Below are 18,252 nucleotides of genomic sequence, written 5' to 3'. Positions count from 1 at the left end.
TCCGAGCGGGGCCGGGGGTGAGGGGGACGGTTGACGCATGACGCATCACGTCTGAAGCATGAGATCCAACTTCTTCACCTCCATCTGGATCTACGGCGCGGGGGTGTTCCTGCTTCTGGGCATGGCGCTGCGCCAGCCCGCGCTCTCGATCCTGGCATTGCTGACGCTCCTCACGGCCGGGGGGAGCTGGCTCTGGAGCCGGCGGAGCCTCGACGGGGTCGTCTACGAGCGTACCCTTTCGGCCACCCGCGTCTTCCGCGGCGAGTCGATCGTCCTGACCGCCAGCGTCGTCAACCGCAAGTGGCTGCCGCTCCCCTGGCTGGAGGTGGAAGACCAGATCTCCGACCGGGTCAAGGTGCGAGAGCGGGAGACGCTCCCGAGCGCCCGGCCGGGGATGACGCTGCTCCGTATCACCACGTCGGTCCGTTGGTTTGAGCGGGTCACCTGGACCTTCCACCTCGACTGTCCCGAGCGCGGCGCCTACGTGATCGGCCCGCCCTCGCTCCGCTCCGGCGACCTTTTCGGCTTCTTCTCGCGCGAGGAGCGGCGGACCGACCAATGCCGCTTCATCGTCTATCCCCGCGTTGTTCCGCTGGAGGACCTCGGGCTGCCGGCGCTGCACCCCTTCGGCGAGCGGCGTGTCCCCCACCACCTGATCACCGACCCGGCACGCACCATCGGCATCCGCGACTACCGCCCGGAGGACTCCTTCCGCTTCATCCACTGGAAAGCCACCGCGCGGATGCAGGAGGTCCAGGTCAAAGTCTTCGAGCCGACCGTCTCGGTCCACCTCGGCGTCTTCCTCTGCCTGGACACCTTCGAGCGCTACTGGGAGGGGGTCGACTACCAGCGGGCCGAGAGCGCCATCGTCGCAGCCGCGTCGATCGCCGCCCACGGGCTCGAGCAGCGCTACCTGGTCGGCATGTACGCCAACGGCGTACTGGCCGGGTCGGACCAGGCGCTGCGCATCCCGGCAGGGCGCGGGCCGGATCAGTTGACGGCGATCCTGGAGGGGCTGGCGAAGCTGACTCCGCTGGCGGCGACCAACTTCCCGCGCCTGCTGCGCCAGGAGGCTCGGCGCTTCCCCTGGGGCAGCACCGTGGTCGTCGTGGCGGCGCTGATGACCACCGCGCTGGCGAATGAGCTAGCGGCGCTGCTCGCTGCCGGGCACCGGGTCGTCCTCGTCGGCATCGGGGAAGTCGAGCCGCCGCCCCTGCCCGGCCTGGTGGTCCACACCCTGCCGGAGAACCTGCTGGGCGCCACGCCCGGTCACCGCTACGTGCACACGATCGACCTGGGAGTGTCGAGGCCATGATCGCGCGTGACCCGCTGGGACTGGCCGCGATGGTGAACGACCTCCGCGTCCGGCTCGACTGGCGCGAGGAGGCTGTCGCGCTGGCGCTGATCGTGGCCGAGAGTGCCATCCTCTATCTGTACCTCGGCGTCATCCTGCCTGAGATCTCGCCGCCCTACGCCGCCTTTCCCGGCTGGCTGATCGCCGTGTTGCTGGCGGTGGCCTATTTTGTTCCCCGCCTGCTGACCGAGCTTCGCCTGTGGGGGGCGCACTTCGAGGTGATGCTGGCGCTGACGCTCATCGCGTCGCTCTTGCTGGCGCTCAAGGTGGCCGCCTTCCCGGGCATGTCCTGGCTCTCCACCGGCTGGCTGCAAGGGGCCATCGACGGGCTGATCCTGCGGCCCAATCCCTCGGTCCGGCCACCATGGGCCATCGTCGCGGTGGTGGCGTACGCCTGGTGGCGCGGGCGTTCCCGGGCCGAGCCGATGCTGGAGACCACCTACCAGATGCTCCGCTGGGGCACCGTGGCCGCAGCCGGTGGGCTGCTGCTGGTGCTGGTGGCCTCGCCGTCCGAGGCGCCGATCCGGGATGGCATGGCCGGCGCCGTGGTCATCTACTTCGTGGCCGGGCTGATGGCGGTGGGTGTGGCCCGCTTCCGGCTGGAGGGTCTCCGCAGCGGTGCCCCGCTTGGCCCGCCCTGGCTGGCGACCTTTGCCGTGCCGATCGCGGGGATCGTCATCATCGCCGTGCTGGCTGCGGGGATCTTCTCCCGCAGCTTCCTCGACACGTTGCTGACCGCGCTCGGCCCGCTCCTCTGGCTGCTCGGCGTCGTGGTCCGGGCGCTGGTGTTGCTGATCGCGCTCCTGGCCTTCCTCATCATCGCCCCGGTGCTGTGGTTGATGGAGCGCTACGGCTTCGGCGCCCTGCCGCTGCTGGAGCACCTGCCGCGTGCCGGCAACCCGCTGGATCAACTCGACCGCTTCGCGCGCCAGTCGCTCCACGTCGCCGACCCGGCACGCTACCTCATCGCCGGGATCGTCCTGACCCTGGTCGGCTCGGCCCTCATCCGCTACGCGTACCGGCGACGCCGTCGCTGGCGCGCGGGCGCACTCGAGCGGCGGGAGTCGGTCTTCGCCTGGGAGGAAGCGGTCGGCGGGCTGGCCCGCCCGCTGCTGCACGTCCTGCGCCGCGCCCGCCCGCGCGGCGATCCGCTCGCGGCCCTGCGCGGCGACCCTCGCTGGGCGCACACCGTCGCCATCCGCGAAACCTACATCCGCCTGCTGCGCCGGGGAGCGCGCGCCGGGCTACCCCGTCCCGACGGCGCGACACCGGCTGAGCACGCCCGCCGCTTGGCTGCCCGCTTCCCCACCGACGCCGACCCGATTATCACCATCACCACCCACTACGAAGCCGCCCGCTACCAGGCTACCCCCGCCACCCCCGACGCCGCTGCCGCCGTCCACGCAGCCTGGGAGGCGCTCGACCAGAGCCAGTGGGACGGCGACGCCTGAGGACATCCCTGGCCCGCTGAAGCTGACATAACCTCGCAACACGTGGTGTTCGGTTGCGACGCGCCCGTCATCCCCCGTCGCTAGCATGAGGCAAGAAATTGATCTCGCCTCGTGCGAGCCAGACCTGGGAGGTGCGCGATGGGTGCCGCTCAGCACCAACTCCCGACCACGCTGCCCCCAACCCGTCTCCGTGAACGCCCACTCGTCAGGCTCCTCGACGCCCTGTGGCGTGAGCGCTGGCTCGGTGTCTCTGTCGCGGCGGGGATGGCTGTCCTGACCGGCCTGCTCGTCGGCACCACGATGCCGCGCGCCCCGGCGACGGCTGGGCAGGCGCTGGTGCTGATGCTTACCGGCTTCGTCGCCGGCGGCATCGCCGGGCTGGCGATGCGCTCGCGCTGGGCGATGGTGCTGGCGCCGGTCGCGCACGTCGCGGCCTTCGAGGTGGCGCGGCTCGGCACCCCGGGCATCACCGTCGAGCGTATCCGCTTCGATTCGGCCTACGGCCTCCTGGCATTCATCCTCGGCCGCGGGCTCTACGGCGTCATAGGGCTGCTGCCGATGCTGCTCGGCGTGGCCTACGGGGTCGCGCTGGCGCGGCGGTGGTCTTCGCAGCGGCAGCCGCCTTCGTCGCGGTTGCGGCACTCTGCCGGACGTGCGCTCGGGGCGTTGGCGACAGCGGGGCTGATAGCGCTGGTCGTCCTGATCGCCTGGCCCGCCAGCACGCCGCCGGTGCGGGGGACCGACGGCCGGCCGATCGCGGGGAGTATCGCCACGCTGGAGCGTGTGCGGCTCGGCGAGCATGACCAGTGGATCATGATCCACGCGGCCAGTGCCGACGCGCCGGTCCTCCTCTACCTCAGTGGCGGGCCGGGGCAGAGCGACCTCATGTTCTCGCGCGTGTTCTTCGAGGATCTGGCGCGGGACTTCGTCGTGGTCGGCTGGGACCAGCGTGGGACGGGTAAATCCTACGCCGCACTCGACCCTGCCGAGACGCTCACGCTCGACCAGGCCGTGGCGGACACCGTCGAGTTGACCAACTACCTTCGAGCGCGCTTCGACGAGCAGAAGATCTACCTGCTGGGTGAGTCGTGGGGGAGCACCCTCGGCGTGCTGGCCGTCCAGTGGCATCCTGAGCTCTACCATGCCTTCATCGGCAGTGGGCAGATGGTTAGCCAGCGCGAGACGGACCGTCGGCTGTACCACGACATGCTGGCCTACGCCGAGCGGACCGGCAACGTCGAGATGGCTCGCACCATGCGCCGCTACGGCGAGCCGCCGTACGCCGACCCGCTGGTTTACGCCTATGTCATGGGCTACTACGAGCAACTCAGCCCGTACACGCCGCCAGCCGCCTATCTCGAACGCGGGTCGGCGGCCGGCCTCGTCCCCTGGGGAATGCGCGGCAGCGAGTACAGCCTGATCGAGAAGGCGAACGTGCTGCGCGGGCTGATGGACATGTTCTCGGTCATGTACCCGCAACTCCAGGAGATCGACTTCCGGCGCGACGTGACACGGCTCGACGTGCCGACCTACATGCTGATGGGCGAGCACGAACTGGCGGCACGCAGCGACCTGGCACATGAGTGGTTCGCCCACCTCGAGGCTCCCCACAAGCAGGAGTTCACCTTCCCCGACGCCGGCCACTCCGTCGTGTTTGAGGAGTTCCAGGCGTTCCACCGGATCATGACCGACATCGTCGTGCCCGAGACATACCAGGGCGGGTGAGTGACCCCCACGCGCGCACTGGCCGGGGCGGACAGGGTCCGCCCCTCTATAATGCGATCCGTGAGAGCAGTGGCCCGTGGGTGATACTGGCGTATGCGCCGATGTCATCCTGAGCGAAGCGACGAATCTCGCGTCGGAACCACTACCCACCGGGGAGATCCGTCGCTTCGCTCAGGATGACCTAGAACCATCCTAGGAGCATCACCGGGGCTGGAGATCAGTCTAAGCCGGTCAGCGGCCGTCGGCGTGCGTGCGTGGTACCGTCGTGGCACATGGCCTCTCGGGGAAGGAGCGGGCGTGGAGGACGGTCAGCGGGTGACGATACGAGAGGTGCGGTGCATCCGGTGCGGCACCGCGTATGCCGTGACGGAGTGGCCGCGGGGCTGCCCGCGCTGCTTCGAGGAGGGCCGGCCGTCGGCAGTGGCTCCGGCACTGGACCTCAGCGTGATCGACCCCGCGGCGCTCAAGGAGACCTGGACCACGGCCGGGCGCGGGATGTGGCGGTTCCATCACCTGCTCCCAGTCCCCGTGGAGGATGCCGTGTCGCTCGAGGAGGGGGGAACCCCGCTGCTGCGTCTGCGGACGCTGGAGGATGAGTTCGGCATCGGAGCGCTGTGGGTGAAGGATGAGCGCCGCAACCCGACCGGTTCGTTCAAGGACCGCTTTTTCTCCGTCTGCCTGAGCCGGGCCCGCAGTCAGGGGGCGGAGGTCGTCGCCATCGCGTCCAGCGGCAACGGTGGCGCTTCTGCCGCGGCCTATGCCACTGCCGCCGGGATCACCTGCGTCGTCATCACCACGCCGTCGATCGCACCGGCCTGGCGGGCCGCGATCGCCATGACTGGCGCCAGGCTCGTCGCGGCCCGGACCGGGGCAGAACGCTGGAAGCTCCTGCAGACCGGTGTCGAATCGCTGAACTGGTACCCCTTGACCAACTACGTCACGCCCCCTGCCGGGAGTAACTGGTATGGGATTCAGGGGTACAAGACCATCGCGTACGAGATCGCCATGTCCCTGGACTGGGACGTTCCGGACTGGGTCGTCGTGCCCACGTCGCGTGGTGATGGGCTCTTCGGGATCTGGCGGGGGTTCGTGGAGCTTGCTGAGCTGGGGTTGACACGGTCGGTGCCGCGGATGGTCGCGGCGGAGCGCTTCCCCTCTCTGACCGTCGCGCTGCAGCAGGGGCTCGACTACCCACCCACGGTCGAGAGCGAGCCGACCCAGGCCGTGTCGATCGGGAACGACACGGCGACGTACCAATCGCTGCACACGCTGCGCGCCTCGCAGGGGGTGGCCGTCGTGTGCTCGGATGCCGACATGCGCGCGGGGGTGCGCGCCCTCGGGCGCGAGGGGGTCTTTGCGGAGCTGTCTGCGGCGGCGTCAATCGCTGCGGTCAAGGGCCTCGTCGAGCGAGGCCTGGCGGACCGGAGTGCCCGCATCGTCGCCGTGGTGACGGCCAGCGGGTTGACCGATCCGGGGGCCGCGCTGGGCGATGCCGAACCGCTGGAGCCGATCCCGCCGACCGTCGATGCGCTGCGCGCGGCCGTGCTCGGCTAGCGGGAGCGGGCGAGCGCCCGCGTTGACAGCGTCCTCCAACGGCGCCTATAGTGACCCGAATCTCGGGCCGGCCCATCCCGGCGGCGCTGGCGTGTGCGCTGCTGGAGCGCTCCCCACGATGGTGTGGAGATTGCCAGGGACGGCATCGCGCCGCTCGCCGTGCCTGCCGCCCGGCCGGGATGATCCGCTCCGGTGCCAGGCCCGACCGCGCAAGCGGAGTCGCCGCGCGCCCTTCGCCACGGGCGACACCAGTGACTGGGAGGTAGTCGTATGGCGCAGCACGTGCCCCGAACGGAGGAAGACGGCATTATTCAGCCAGAGGAACTGGCTGTGCTGGAGTCGATCCAGCGGCGGGTCCTCTGGCTCTCGACCGCGATCATCGACCACGCGAACCACGTCCGCCCCAACCCCGACCGCACCAAAGTAGGCGGGCACCAGGCATCCTCGGCCTCCGTTGTTACCATCCTCACCGCGCTCTATTTCCACTACCTGGAGGCGGGCGACCGCGTCTCGATCAAGCCGCACGCTTCTCCGGCCTACCACGCGGTGCAGTACCTCCTCGGCAACCTCGACCGCAAGTACCTGACGACCCTGCGCGCCTTTGGCGGGCTTCAGGCCTACCCCAGCCGGACCAAGGACCCGGACCCGGTCGACTTCTCCACCGGCTCGGTCGGCCTCGGTGCGGTGGCCCCGGCCTTCGCCGCCCTTGCTCACCGGTACTGCGCCACCCACTTCGGGGAGGTGACCTCCAACCGCTTCGTGGCGCTTATCGGCGATGCCGAGCTGGACGAGGGCAACGTCTGGGAGGGGGTGACCGAGGAGGCGCTGGCCGGGCTGGGCAATGTCCTCTGGATCGTCGACCTCAACCGCCAGAGCTTGGACCGCATCGTCCCGGGCGTGCGCGCCGCCCGGCTCAAGGCGCTGTTCGACGCCGCCGGCTGGCATGTTGTCGAGGCCAAGTACGGCCGCCGCTTGCAGGAGATCTTCGCCCGGCCCAACGGCCACGTCTTGCGCCAGCGCATCGACGACATGAGCAATGCCGAGTACCAGGCGCTCATCCGGCTCGACGGCGCCGAGCTCCGCCGGCGGCTGATCGACGGCACCACGGTCAACCGCCAGGCGCTGGCGGAGTTGATCGCTCCGATTGACGATGCTGACCTCCCCGCGGTCATCGCCGACCTCGGCGGGCACGATTTCACCGAGCTGCTGCGCTGCTTCCATGAGGTGGAGCAGGTTCGCGACCGACCCAGCGTCATCTTCGCCTACACCATCAAGGGCTGGGGCCTGCCGATCGCGGGCGACCCGATGAACCACTCGGCGCTCTTGACGCCGGAGCAGATGGAGGAGCTGCGGGTCGCGCTCGGCGTGCCGGAGGACGACCCCTGGGCCGCCTTCCCGCCGGGCTCGCCGGAGGCACGGCTGTGCCAGGCCGCGGCCGAGCGGCTGCGCCGGCCGGACACGACGCGCCCACCTGCCGTCTCGATCGAGATGGTCCCCGCCGCGATCGGTGTGCGCCACCCGACGCAGACCTCGACCCAGGAGGCGCTCGGGCGGATCCTGCCACGGTTGGCCGATATCGAGGGCGTCGGGGAGCGGATCGTCACCGTCGCTCCCGACGTGGCCACCTCGACCCACCTGGGCGGCTGGATCAACCGCGTCGGCATCTTCTCCCCGGTCGAGCAGCCCGACTACGAAGCCGACCGCCCGCGCATCCTGCGCTGGCGGGAGACCCCGGCCGGCCGGCACATCGAGCTGGGCATCTCCGAGATGAACATGTTCATGGCGATCGGCCAGCTTGGCCTGAGCCATGAAATGGTGGGTCAGCACCTGCTCCCCCTCGGCACGGTCTACGACCCCTTCGTCTGCCGCGGGCTCGACTCGCTGATCTATAGCCTCTACATGGAGTCCAAGATGGTCTTCGCCGGGACCCCCTCCGGCGTGAGCCTGAGCCCGGAGGGCGGTGCCCACCAGTCGAGCGTCACCGCCTCGCTCGGCATCGAGTTGCCTGGCTTGATCTACTACGAGCCCTGCTTCGCGGTCGAGACCGAGTGGACCCTGCTGGAAGCCTTCCGCCAGTGCTGCGACCGGGAGCGAGGCCGTTCGACCTACCTGCGGCTCTCGACCAAGCCGATCGACCAGGGGCTGCTCGACCCGGCCCTGGCGCGGCTGGGCGAGGAGGAACTGCGCCGCCAGGTGCTGGCGGGCGGCTACCGCCTGGTAGACCGGCGCGAGACGGCGCCGCACCTCCCGGTCGAGAACGTCGTTCACATTGTCACCGCCGGAACGATGGTCCCGGAGGCGCTGGAGGCGGCGGCGCGGCTGGCAGAGGAGGAGGTAGCGGCCAACGTCATCAACCTCACCGGTCCCAGCCTCGTCTACGAGGCGGCCAAGCGGCTGCGCCAGCAGGCGATGCGCGACGCCAGCCAGGAGCCGGACGAGGGGCCGTTCGCCTGGCTCTTCCCATCGGAAGAGCGCAGCGCGCCGATCGTCACTGTGCACGACGCTGCCTCGCACGCGCTGGCATTCCTTGGCGGTGTCTTCGGCGTGCCGGTGGTGCCGCTGGGGGTCGACGAATTCGGCCAGTCCGGCACCCGGGCGGATCTCTACCGCGCCACCGGGATCGACCCCGACAGCATCGTCGCCGCCGGCCTCCACGCCCTCGAATTGCGCGGCTAGCGGACGTGTTACCGATCACACACCCCGCCGCTCGACGTGAGCGGCGGGGCTGGTCGCGGGGTAGAGCGTATTCGGAAGGGGTGGGGAGACGGTTCTCGCGCGGTGGCCTGTGCCCGGGGCTCAAGTCCCGGGCTGACAAGGACAAGCCGGCTAAAGCCGGCTTTGGAGTGCGGCGGCTTTGCCGCCGCTTTGGTATGGCGTGGCTGATGCCGCGCCATGGTAGGTACCGTACCGTCGTCGGGACGCGGGTCGGGTGGTGTGAGGAGCCCCGGGCACATGCCGGATGGCTAGAACCTAATGTCGGGACCTGAGCCCGATTCCTCCGGCCGGCTTCAGCCGGCTTTTCGTTGTCAGCCCGGCGGTTTCAGCCCCAGGCACATGCTGACCGCGTAGGCCCTATTCATAGGTCGTGGGCGCTGGATCCCACCCCAACCGGGGCTCGCGTGCAAAGACCACCTACTCCGCCTCCTCCGCCAGCGCGCGGGCGAAGGCGTCCCAGAATGGGTCGACGCGCGGGTGCTCCAGCGGCTCCTCCCGCCCGTCACGGACCAGGCGGATCCCCTCCTCGGGCGGCGTGATCTCGCCCACCTGTGTGGCAGCGATGCCCGCATCTTCCAGGCGCGTCAGCACTGCCCCAGCCTTCTCCGGCCGGCAGGTGATGATCAAGGTGCCCTCGCTGATAGCGGCGTAGGGGTTCATGCCGAACAGGTCGCAGACGGCCTGTGCGGCGGGACTCACCACGATGGCGTTCTGCTCGACCACCATCCCGACGCCCGAGGCGACGGCGATCTCGTACAGGCCGCCCCAGACGCCTCCCTCGGTCGCATCGTGCATTGCCGTCACGCCCGCGTCGCGCACGCCGACCTCGACCGCGGTCATGGCGTCCTTCACCACCGACATCTGGTAGAAGGTCTCTTCGGCCTGGCGTGCGATCTCCTGTCCGTAGGCGGCGGCGATGCGGTCGGGGAAGGTGACGCCGAACAGCCCGGTGGCTTCGATAGCGGCGCCCTTGGTGACGATCACCGCGTCGCCGACGCGCGCCATCGTCGGGGTGACGTAGCGGTCGCGCTCGCCGACGGCCATGACCATCGCGCCGCCGACCATGGGGTAGTCGGTCCCGTCGTAGCGCGCGGTGTGGCCGGTCACGATCGCCATGCCGATCTCTTTGCAGGTGGCGTCGACGGCGTGCCACAGGGCTTCCAGCCCCTCGCTGGTGATGTTCCGAGGGAGGTTAAGGTCCACCACGAAGTAGGTGGGTGGCAGGCCCGAGGTGGCCGCGTCGGAGGCCAGGATATGCACCGCGAACCAGGCGGCGCGCTCCCAGCCATACTGCGGCACGATGAAAAAGGGATCGGTGGTGACCGCCATGACGCGGCCGCCGCCGATGTCGATGATGCCCACATCCACGCCGTGCTGCGGGCCGACGAGCACCTCCGGCCGATGCCGCCCCAGCCGCGGCTTGATTACCTGCTCGAAGACCTCGGGTGAGATCTTGCCGACCTCAGGGAGCTGATACCCGGGCGCCTGCTCTGCCATGCCGTCCTCCCTCCACGCCGTCGCGATGCTCCATCTCGCCACCCGGTTCGCGATCTCCGTACCACCCCGGCCGGTGATCGGTGTAGTGCCGGGCGACGCGGAATGCAACGTCCGGGCGCCTGGTCAGTTGTGTGATCCCAGGTTAGCGGCGGCCGTCGGGGTTGGTCGAGGCTTCGTGGGCGCGGATGACGTAGCAGCACATGTGGTCGCCGGCGACGATGTGGGTGGCGCGCTCAACATCGGCGTTGAGGAGTTCGCGGTAGATCTCCGCCTCGTAGCGGCAGGCGCAGGGGAAGCAGGCGGCGACCCGGCTGATGGTGCAGTTGTACTGCTTGAGGAGGAACGTATCCTCGTCCACCTGCTCGAAACTCGCCAGGTAGCCGAGGTCGTCCATCCCCGCGGCGAGCGCGGCGACCCGCTCGGCGAGGGTGGTGGCCGGCTGGAGCCGCTGGGCCAGGTAGTCGCGGGTGCGCTCGGCGCGGCGCGAGAGGAGGAGGTCGACCTTCTGCTCGCCGTCGATCTGCACCAGATCGGCCAGCAGGTCGGTGATCACCAGGTCGTACTGCTTGGGGAAGAAGTCGTCCGCCAGGGAGGAGAGGCGGTAGACGTGGGCCGGGCGACCGACTGGGCGCCGCACCGCGGTCGACTCGACCAGGCCGTCCCGCTCCAGCGCGGTCAGGTGCTTGCGCACCGCCATCGCGGTGATACCGAGCAACGCGGCGAGCTGGTCCGCGGTGAGCCCGTCACTCTTCTTCAGCGTGGTGAGGATTTTCCGGCGGGTGGCACCGCGCGGCGCCTGGGTGCCGAGTGGGGGCTCGGGCGTACCCGCGTGACGGCTGCTGTGTCGTTGTGTCCGGCTCGGCCGATCCGTCGCCATGGCGCCTCCGGTCCCTATCATAACATAAGCGCCAGTGCCCGAGAGGCAACCGCGGGAGGCTGCCGCACCTCGCCGAATCAGGAGCGCCGGGATCGTGCCGGCTTGCGGCCTCTCCTTGCACGTGACGACGTGAGCCAGCAGGATGCCCGGGCTCCTTGGGCTTTGGGGACGTAGAGTCCCCGTCGGACATTCGCACCCCCGGGAGAGAGCCGGATGCCCAGGGTGAATCCGAACGAAAGTCCTACCCGGTGGGGTGTAGGCTGATTGCTATACTCGCGGCAGCGTGCGGAGTTGACCACGGCGGCCAGCGGCACCGTGGGGCTATCGCCGCCCCGGCAAGCTCGCCGGGGCGAGCCGGTCGAGGAGCCGTGAGCCGATGTCGGGTAGCAGTCAGCCACCGCGAACCATACCCGGTCGGCGCAGCCGGCTTATGGCGACCCTGGCCTACATCGGGCCGCTGTCGCTCGTCATCGCGGGGCTGCTCCCCCGCAGCCGCTTCGTCCTGCGCCATGCGCTGATCGCGATGACGCTCCACCTGGTGCGCTTCGCCTTGTCAGGGATGGTCCTGACGCTGTGGCTCTTCCCAGGGGACGGGGTGGAGACCGGGCGCGTGGCGCGGCTCGCCGCCGACCTGGGCGCGCTGCTGCTGGCCGGGGTGCCCTGGCCCGGTGGGCTGACGCGCGAAGCGGCGCTCCTCCTCTCGTTCCCGCTTGGTATGACCTGGATCGCGAGCCTCGCCGGGGCTGCCGCCGCCGCGACCGGCCACACTCTCGACTACCACGCGCTGCTCCATGCCGACTGGCCCGATGCCCCGCCGGAGCCGGCGGTAGAGTCATCCACCCCCATCGACGAGCGGGCATACGCGCGCGAGCTGCGTGAGCGCCAGCTCGCGCGGATCTGGAGCGCCTCGCGTGTGGCGCAGGCCGAGCGACGGCGGCGCGAGCGGATGGAGCAGATCAAGCGGGCGATGGAGGTGGTGCTGGTCCGCCTGGACTACCTCAATCACCTGCTGTCGTTCGGCGAGTTGAGCCTGAGTCGCTTCACCGCGATGCACACCGAGTTGATCGGCTACCTGGATGCCCTCCGCCGCGAGCTGGTCGACCTGCAGGCGCGCCGCACCGACGTGCTGTCGGCGGAGAAGCGGCCGGTGGCGCCGCTGGCGCTGACCGAGATACCGCAGGTGCAGGTGCTGACGCTGGCTGTGCTGGACCCGAGCGGCGTGCCGATCTTCACCAGCGGGCACTTCCCGCTCGATGAGTCGCTTATCACCGGGATGGTCTCGGCGCTCGACAGTCTGTCGGAGGAGATGTTCGGCTCGCGAGTACACAAGACCCAGTTGGCCGAGGGGCAGGTCGTGCACTTCGCTCGCGGCCAGTACACGGTGGCCTTCGTGATCTTCGAGGACGAGCCGGCACCGGTACAAATCGGGCACCTGCGGGAGTTCCTGGACGACTTCGAGCGCGCGAATGCCGCGGTGCTGGCCTCGCCCCCGGTCGACACCGACCGGCTGGTCCCGGTGCCGGTGCCGTTCGCGTTCCTGCGGCGGCTGCCGGACGACGTCCCGGCAGCCGCCGCGGTCAATCCCCGCTAGCGCACGTTGACCGTCTGGACGTGGTCGTTGACCTTCACCGTCCACTCGCCCGGTTCAACGCTGCCCAGGGCAATGTTCTTCTGGTAACCCAGGAGGATCTGGGTGCAGATCGCATCCCGCTCCCGCTCGCTGAGGATGGTCACGGTGATCGTGTTCCCCTCGCGGGTGATCTCCGGCTCCCGGGCCACGGTGCAGCCGTCGCCCACCCAGCCGGTGACCTCCGCGAAGAGTTGCGGCGGGTAGCTCTCGGCGATGCGCACGTCGACACTCTCGATCTGGATCGGCTTGATCTCCAGATTCCCGCTCGGCTCACCGGTCCCACCGCCGCCAGTGCCGCCGCCTGCGACGCCCCCGTCGTTGCCTGACCAGAGGACGGCCGCCGCGACCGCGATGGCGGCGATGGCGACCGCCGACACAATGAGGATCAGAACGCGCCGGCCCGGCTGCCGCGCTGCCTGTTGAGTCGTATCCACCTGCATCGTTATCGCTCACTTTCGCCTTCAGTCTCGTGGAGCGCCCACCTGCTCCCTTGCACTCTGAAGACGCCGCTGTGATGCGAAAAGTTCCGCAGTGAGCCGGGGTATGGCGCTACTGGCCGGCGTCCGTGCTGCCGTCGGCGTGGGCGGCGGACTTGGCTGGCTCGCGGAGGCGGGCCAGCGTCGCAAACGCGGCCCGGCGCACGGCCGATTCCACCCGCTGCACCGTTTCCTGGTCTGGCGCAGTCCAGTAGCGCAGGTGCAGGTCGTAGCCCTCCGAGGCGAGCCCGAGCAGCAGCGTCTCCGGCGGTGGCTCCTGGCGCACTCCGGGCACCCCGCGGGCTGTCTCCTCGAGCGCTGCCCGCGCCTTCTCGGGGTCGACCTCGGGCGGTAGCGACAGCACGATCTCGGTGCGCCGCGCCCCGAGGTAGGTGTAGTTGCGCACCGCCTGGGTCAGGATTTGCGCGTTCGGCACCAGCACCAGCACGCCGTCAGGGGTGCGCAGCGACGTCGTGCGGAAGGTGATCTCCTCGACGATGCCCTCGCTCGCCCCGACCTGGATGTGATCCAGGACGCGGAAGGGGCGGCGCCAGAGGATCAGGATCCCGGAGATGAAGTTCTCGAGCAGGTCCTTGAGCGCGAAGCCAACGATCAAACCGGCGACACCGAAGCTCGCGATGATCGTCCGGGCGTCGATCCCGAGCACCCCCAGCCCGACGGCGACCCCAAACACGACGATGGCGGCCGTGAGCAACTGGTCGAACAGCCCGCGCAGCATCGGATCGAGCCGTGAGACGCGGCTGACGCCCGCGAGCAGCCGGCGGGCCAGGCGCGCGATCAAGACGAAGACGGCGACGACGAGGATGGCGACGAGGAGCGCCGGCAGGGTGCCGATGAGTCTAGCCAGGCTGTCGCCGATTTGCTGGTCGACCGATTGCAGTTCCTCGCGGATAGCCTCCCACACGATGCGGCCTCCATCGGTACTGGTGCTGACGCGCGTGAACAAGAAATAGTTTATCGCAGGTGCCCTGTGTGGGACCGAGAACCAGCGTCGAAGCCGGGAACCTGCTAAGATGCACCTGCGCCGGCCGCGTACGTCCGTAGGGACGGCGCCTGGGCGATGCGGTAGCCGCGTGCGACCGATTCGGGAGACGAGGAAGACGTGCCTCCATCCGTGCTGCTCTCACTCCTGCTGGCGAGCATCTATGGTCTGCTCTTCCACAGTCTGCTCGGTCGGCGCCTTTGGCAATTGCCATGCTATTGGTTTTCAGCGGTCACCGGGTTCTTCGCGGGCGAGGCCGTGGCGGTGCTGACGGGCACGGACCTGGTGCGTGTCGGGAACGTGCCGCTTGTGGCCGCGACGCTGGGCGCGCTCGTGGGTCTCGGCATATGCTGGTTCTTTACGTCGCCGCCGCCGGAGGCGCGGGCGACACGGCGGAGATCGCGACGCTAGAGCGCTCCGCCGCAGGGTGACCGGTGGCCGTGATGGTTGTGTCGGGAGATCGCGAGAGGGTAGACGCGATGCGCAGAGGTTGGGTTTGGGTCACGGTCGGCGTGCTCCTGGTCATCTTCATCGGCCTGTTCGTCCTGCTCTACCTGCTGGGCGGGGCCGACCAGTCGCCACTCGAGCGCACGCGGGACATCTCCATTATCTTCCTATCGCTCTCCGGTGTGCTGGTGGTGCTGCTGCTCGGCGCGCTGGTCGGGGTCATGGTCTGGCTGGCGCTGCTGCTCAAGGACAAGGTCATCCCGCTGCTGGAGCAGTTGACCGAGGCCGCGGCGCGGGTGCGCGGCACGACCGAGTTCGTCAGCGAGGAGGTGGTCAGCCCGATCATCTCCGCCTACGGCACCGTCGCCGGGCTGCGCGCCATGATCCGCACCGTCACGGGCCGGGACCGCAGACGATAGTCGCGCCGCGCGACGGCTCTGCGCGTGTGGTGTGGGCCTGGGCGAATAGAGCCTGACGAATCAGTCGGGTATACGTGGCCGGCACGGGCCCGGGGGGTTACCCCGGGCTGACAACGAAAGCCGGCTACAGCCGGCTCGGACACAGCGGGGCTCACCGTCGGGCGTTGCGAGTCCAACGGCCGGTCGGCAACCGGGGGGTTGCGTCTGGCTGAATCGTTGAATACAGGAAGGCCCACTAGAGGGGTTGGCGGTGCGGTGCCCGGCAGGATGGCGAACGGGATACGCCTGGCTGTCGCCATTACAGCCCCTTCAGTGGGCTTTCCTTATTCAGTCCGGCGGCTTTCTTTAGCCCCGGGCACTCGCGGACGGGCGGACACCGTATCACCGGGATCTCAGCCGTCTTGCCCCAGCCCGCTAAAGCGGGCTTCGTCTTGTCAGCCCGGGGGTAAACCCCCTGGGCACGCGCCACGGCTCGTGGCTCCCCACACGACCCGTGCCGGGCACGAACGACGGCGCGCGGTCCCTCGCACCACCGATCCCGGATACGGTCGGCAGCCGTACCGGCCGGCTGCAGCCGACCTTGCTCATCAGCCCGGCGCTTCAACCCCGGTCGTAGTCTGTCCTCGGGGTGGCTGGTGGCCACAGTCACGGTTCCAACGTGTGGGGTCGGGCGAGGACGCCGCGCTTCTTCGAGCGCCGGCAGGGACATAGGCTCCGGGCGGATGGCTCCGCGCGGTAGCCGCATGCCGCGCCCTGCCGGGCGGGTTGCCCTAAATCTCCCCGTCGTGGCCGATGGTCTGAAGTTCGTCGATGATGGCGCGCAGCTCGTTGGCCCGAGCGTGCATGCGGACGATCGGCTCGCCGTTGTGGTCGAGGAAGAGGATGTCGACGTGATCGTCGGCGTCGACCAGCTCTGAGCCGCCGTAGTCCAGCTCCACGGTGAGGACCGGGGTGATGCGCTCGCCCGGCGGCTGGTACTCCCCGGGAGGCGTGTTGGCGGTGGCGTAGCCCCAGTGGTCGACGAGGTCGACTAGCGCGCCGCGATCGTTGGGGTCGGTACCCAGGTAGAGCGACAGGTCGATCCGCCCGTCGCTCAGGTGCAGGTAGTAGCCCTCCTCGGCATGCTCGATGGCGATGTCCTGCGGGAACCAGAGGTCGTAGATCACCAGCGGCCGGTTGACCTCTTCCTCGTCATCGTCTGCCGGCGGCTCGACTTCGACATCGACCGCGCCCTGCTGCTGCAAGAGGGAGTAGTGGGCGAGCCCGTACGCGTAGAGCATCTCCGCTACCCGTGTGCGCAGCGCCCCGTTGAACGTCCCCGGAAATTCATCCTCAACGAGGCGTTCCAGGGTGCGGATCATCCGGGAATACTCCTCCATCGCGCGGAGCTCCCGGTTGATAAAGCTCCGCGCGCCCTGGAAGGCAGCTCGGATATCCTCGTAGATCTCGTCGCCCGCCTGCTCGGCGAGGAACCTCCGGATTTCCTCGAAGAGTTCCTCGTCGTCGTCCGATTGTTCCCGGAATCCCGGCTCCTCAGACACGGCTGGCTCCCCGCGATTTCAGTCTCGCACCGTCGCCGTCGTCGCCGACGGACCCTTATACAGCGAGAACAATACCAGAGCATTCCGGGGTGGGCTAGATCCTGTCCGGGGGAGCGCCCCGTCCCACGCCGACATACATCACCTCCCTACTGCTGCCATCTGCCTGTGCCGTTCCGGAGGCAACCCGCGGCAGCGCCCCGCGGCGCACGGGTTTCCGGCGTCGAGAGGACAGGGCTTGTCCGCAATTGGATAGTCTGTAACGAACTGTATGACACTGTGTTCATGATATCGCCATGCGTGATGATGTGAGGGTATGATCGTTTCCAATCCATATACGTCATGCTTGACATGCTCAACGGACGCCGACAGAATGAGAAGCGATGTACGTACGCCATCGGGCGCGCGGGCTGAGTGCGCTGGGTGCCCTGTACGCCAGTCGTGCGGCGACCGCCACGATGCCGCGCGGGTTGAGCGCGATCCAGCGATGTCCTGCGGAAAGGCGCTTTCGTGCCGGTCCGCCCGGAGAAGGAGAGGATATCGTGAGACGCACAGGACGTGACGCCAGTCCCTCCCGCCACCACACCTACCGTCTGGCGCGACTGCTCGCGGCGCTCCTGCTGCTGGTCCTGGCGGCACCGCCCGCGGTGGTGAGTGCTGATGACCCGGAACCACCATATTCACTCACCTTGACCGCCAGCGCAGAGCGGCTCGAGGTCGACCAACAAGTCACGCTCACCGCGAAACTGACGAAGGGTGGTGTCGCCGAGAAGGACGCCGAAATCGCATTCAGCATCACTGGCACCGTGAACAGGACCGGAAAACTCACCACCGACGAAGACGGCGAGGTCACATTCACGCACACGAGCAATCAGGTTGGTGAGGACGATATCGAGGCGACGTTCTCGCTCAATGGTCAGGAGCTCGCATCGGACGAGGTGACTGTCACCTGGTTCCGTGTGACGCAGGTGACCCTCACGCCGTCAGAGTCGTTCGGCATCGGCGGCAAGTCGGTCACGCTCACCGCGACGGTGCGTGCCAACGACGGTGGATCGACTGACGGTGCGACGCTCAACTTCGAGGTGATTGAGGGCCCGAACGAGGGTAAGGGCGGGACCGTAACCGTTGAAGACGGCACCGCGACCATCACGTACGAGGGCACGGGAACGTTGCCGGCGAACAACGACACCGACACGGTCGAGGTGACAAGCCCCAGCAACGACGACGTGGAAGTGACGGCCACGGTGCGCTGGGTGCGCGGCCCGGTACACATCACCCTGTCGCCCAACAGCGCCACCGGCACGCTGGGCCTGCCGCACGAGGTGACGGCCAGGGTCACTGATACCGCCAACGTCGCTGTGGCCGGGGCGACGGTGCGCTTCACCGTTACCGGCCAGAACCCGGACACAAGGGACGTCAAGACCAACGCCAACGGTGTGGCGACTCTCAGCTACACCAGTAGCCGTACTGGTCGCGACACGATCACTGCGTACGTCGACCTCAACATGAACGGCTCTCTCAACAGTCCCGATGAGCCGGAAGCACAGGCCACCGTGGACTAGGCCG

At 68.8% G+C, this 18,252-nt stretch carries 13 protein-coding genes; 8 read left to right on the top strand and 5 right to left on the bottom strand.

Annotation, left to right across the window (positions count from 1 at the left end):
* The first annotated feature begins 58 nt into the window (after positions 1 to 58).
* The 5 genes from STHE_RS10695 (at position 59) to STHE_RS10675 (ending at position 8,760) form a co-directional block, all read left to right on the top strand.
* Positions 59 to 1,315, top strand: coding sequence for a DUF58 domain-containing protein (locus tag STHE_RS10695; protein WP_012872598.1), 1,257 nt, complete (start codon positions 59 to 61; stop codon positions 1,313 to 1,315).
* Positions 1,312 to 2,805, top strand: a complete 1,494-nt coding sequence (locus tag STHE_RS10690) for a DUF4129 domain-containing protein (protein WP_012872597.1) — start codon at positions 1,312 to 1,314, stop codon at positions 2,803 to 2,805. The genes STHE_RS10695 and STHE_RS10690 overlap by 4 nt, the downstream gene beginning before the upstream one ends.
* 138 nt (positions 2,806 to 2,943) lie before the next feature.
* Positions 2,944 to 4,530: an alpha/beta fold hydrolase gene (locus STHE_RS10685; protein WP_012872596.1), complete on the top strand. Its 1,587-nt coding sequence runs from the start codon at positions 2,944 to 2,946 to the stop codon at positions 4,528 to 4,530.
* A 297-nt stretch (positions 4,531 to 4,827) separates the two neighbouring features.
* Positions 4,828 to 6,084: a threonine synthase gene (locus STHE_RS10680; protein ID WP_012872595.1), complete on the top strand. Its 1,257-nt coding sequence runs from the start codon at positions 4,828 to 4,830 to the stop codon at positions 6,082 to 6,084.
* Positions 6,085 to 6,393: 309 nt separating this feature from the next.
* The gene (locus STHE_RS10675; protein WP_041400045.1) at positions 6,394 to 8,760 is read left to right on the top strand and encodes a 1-deoxy-D-xylulose-5-phosphate synthase N-terminal domain-containing protein; all 2,367 of its coding nucleotides are present in this window, start codon (positions 6,394 to 6,396) and stop codon (positions 8,758 to 8,760) included.
* Positions 8,761 to 9,216: 456 nt separating this feature from the next.
* Here the strand turns inward: STHE_RS10675 and STHE_RS10670 are convergent, their stop codons facing one another.
* Together STHE_RS10670 and STHE_RS10665 are read right to left on the bottom strand one after the other, a co-directional pair.
* Positions 9,217 to 10,296, bottom strand: a complete 1,080-nt coding sequence (locus tag STHE_RS10670; protein ID WP_012872593.1) for an AIR synthase family protein — start codon at positions 10,294 to 10,296, stop codon at positions 9,217 to 9,219.
* Positions 10,297 to 10,438: 142 nt separating this feature from the next.
* Complete coding sequence (locus STHE_RS10665) at positions 10,439 to 11,173, bottom strand: helix-turn-helix transcriptional regulator (RefSeq protein ID WP_012872592.1); 735 nt, start codon at positions 11,171 to 11,173, stop codon at positions 10,439 to 10,441.
* A gap of 376 nt (positions 11,174 to 11,549) precedes the next feature.
* Here STHE_RS10665 and STHE_RS10660 point away from each other — a divergent pair, with 376 nt between their 5' ends.
* Complete coding sequence (locus tag STHE_RS10660; RefSeq protein WP_012872591.1) at positions 11,550 to 12,764, top strand: hypothetical protein; 1,215 nt, start codon at positions 11,550 to 11,552, stop codon at positions 12,762 to 12,764.
* Here STHE_RS10660 and STHE_RS10655 read toward each other — a convergent pair.
* Positions 12,761 to 13,243 carry a hypothetical protein gene (locus STHE_RS10655; protein ID WP_012872590.1) on the bottom strand — a complete coding sequence of 161 codons (483 nt, stop codon included), beginning with the start codon at positions 13,241 to 13,243 and terminating at the stop codon, positions 12,761 to 12,763. The genes STHE_RS10660 and STHE_RS10655 overlap by 4 nt on opposite strands.
* A 109-nt stretch (positions 13,244 to 13,352) precedes the next feature.
* Positions 13,353 to 14,204 (bottom strand): mechanosensitive ion channel family protein, encoded by an 852-nt coding sequence (locus STHE_RS10650; RefSeq protein ID WP_012872589.1) that lies wholly within the window; start codon positions 14,202 to 14,204, stop codon positions 13,353 to 13,355.
* 557 nt (positions 14,205 to 14,761) lie between these two features.
* On the opposite strand from STHE_RS10650, the gene STHE_RS10640 reads away from it, so the two are divergent.
* On the top strand, positions 14,762 to 15,148 hold the full coding sequence (locus tag STHE_RS10640) for a hypothetical protein (protein ID WP_012872587.1): 387 nt from the start codon (positions 14,762 to 14,764) through the stop codon (positions 15,146 to 15,148).
* Between the two features lie 770 nt (positions 15,149 to 15,918).
* On the opposite strand, the gene STHE_RS10635 is transcribed toward STHE_RS10640, so the two are convergent.
* Entirely contained in the window at positions 15,919 to 16,689 is a 771-nt protein-coding gene (locus STHE_RS10635; RefSeq protein ID WP_012872585.1) for a hypothetical protein, read from the bottom strand.
* Between the two features lie 539 nt (positions 16,690 to 17,228).
* On the opposite strand from STHE_RS10635, the gene STHE_RS10630 reads away from it, so the two are divergent.
* On the top strand, positions 17,229 to 18,248 hold the full coding sequence (locus STHE_RS10630) for an Ig-like domain-containing protein (RefSeq protein ID WP_012872584.1): 1,020 nt from the start codon (positions 17,229 to 17,231) through the stop codon (positions 18,246 to 18,248).
* The last annotated feature ends 4 nt before the right edge of the window (positions 18,249 to 18,252 follow it).

This window comes from Sphaerobacter thermophilus DSM 20745 (genome assembly GCF_000024985.1).
Taxonomy (GTDB): domain Bacteria; phylum Chloroflexota; class Chloroflexia; order Thermomicrobiales; family Thermomicrobiaceae; genus Sphaerobacter; species Sphaerobacter thermophilus.
Note: the sequence above shows the minus strand (reverse complement) of the source record. Positions and strands in the feature narration are given on the sequence as shown.

Bases quoted from the DNA above. Each gene is read 5' to 3' on its own strand.
- STHE_RS10660 (WP_012872591.1), top strand. From the start codon at position 11,550: ATGTCGGGTAGCAGTCAGCCACCGCGAACCATACCCGGTCGGCGCAGC.
- STHE_RS10695 (WP_012872598.1), top strand. From the start codon at position 59: ATGAGATCCAACTTCTTCACCTCCATCTGGATCTACGGCGCGGGGGTG.
- STHE_RS10685 (WP_012872596.1), top strand. From the start codon at position 2,944: ATGGGTGCCGCTCAGCACCAACTCCCGACCACGCTGCCCCCAACCCGT.
- STHE_RS10640 (WP_012872587.1), top strand. From the start codon at position 14,762: ATGCGCAGAGGTTGGGTTTGGGTCACGGTCGGCGTGCTCCTGGTCATC.
- STHE_RS10655 (WP_012872590.1), bottom strand. From the start codon at position 13,243: ATGCAGGTGGATACGACTCAACAGGCAGCGCGGCAGCCGGGCCGGCGC.
- STHE_RS10665 (WP_012872592.1), bottom strand. From the start codon at position 11,173: ATGGCGACGGATCGGCCGAGCCGGACACAACGACACAGCAGCCGTCAC.
- STHE_RS10670 (WP_012872593.1), bottom strand. From the start codon at position 10,296: ATGGCAGAGCAGGCGCCCGGGTATCAGCTCCCTGAGGTCGGCAAGATC.
- STHE_RS10690 (WP_012872597.1), top strand. From the start codon at position 1,312: ATGATCGCGCGTGACCCGCTGGGACTGGCCGCGATGGTGAACGACCTC.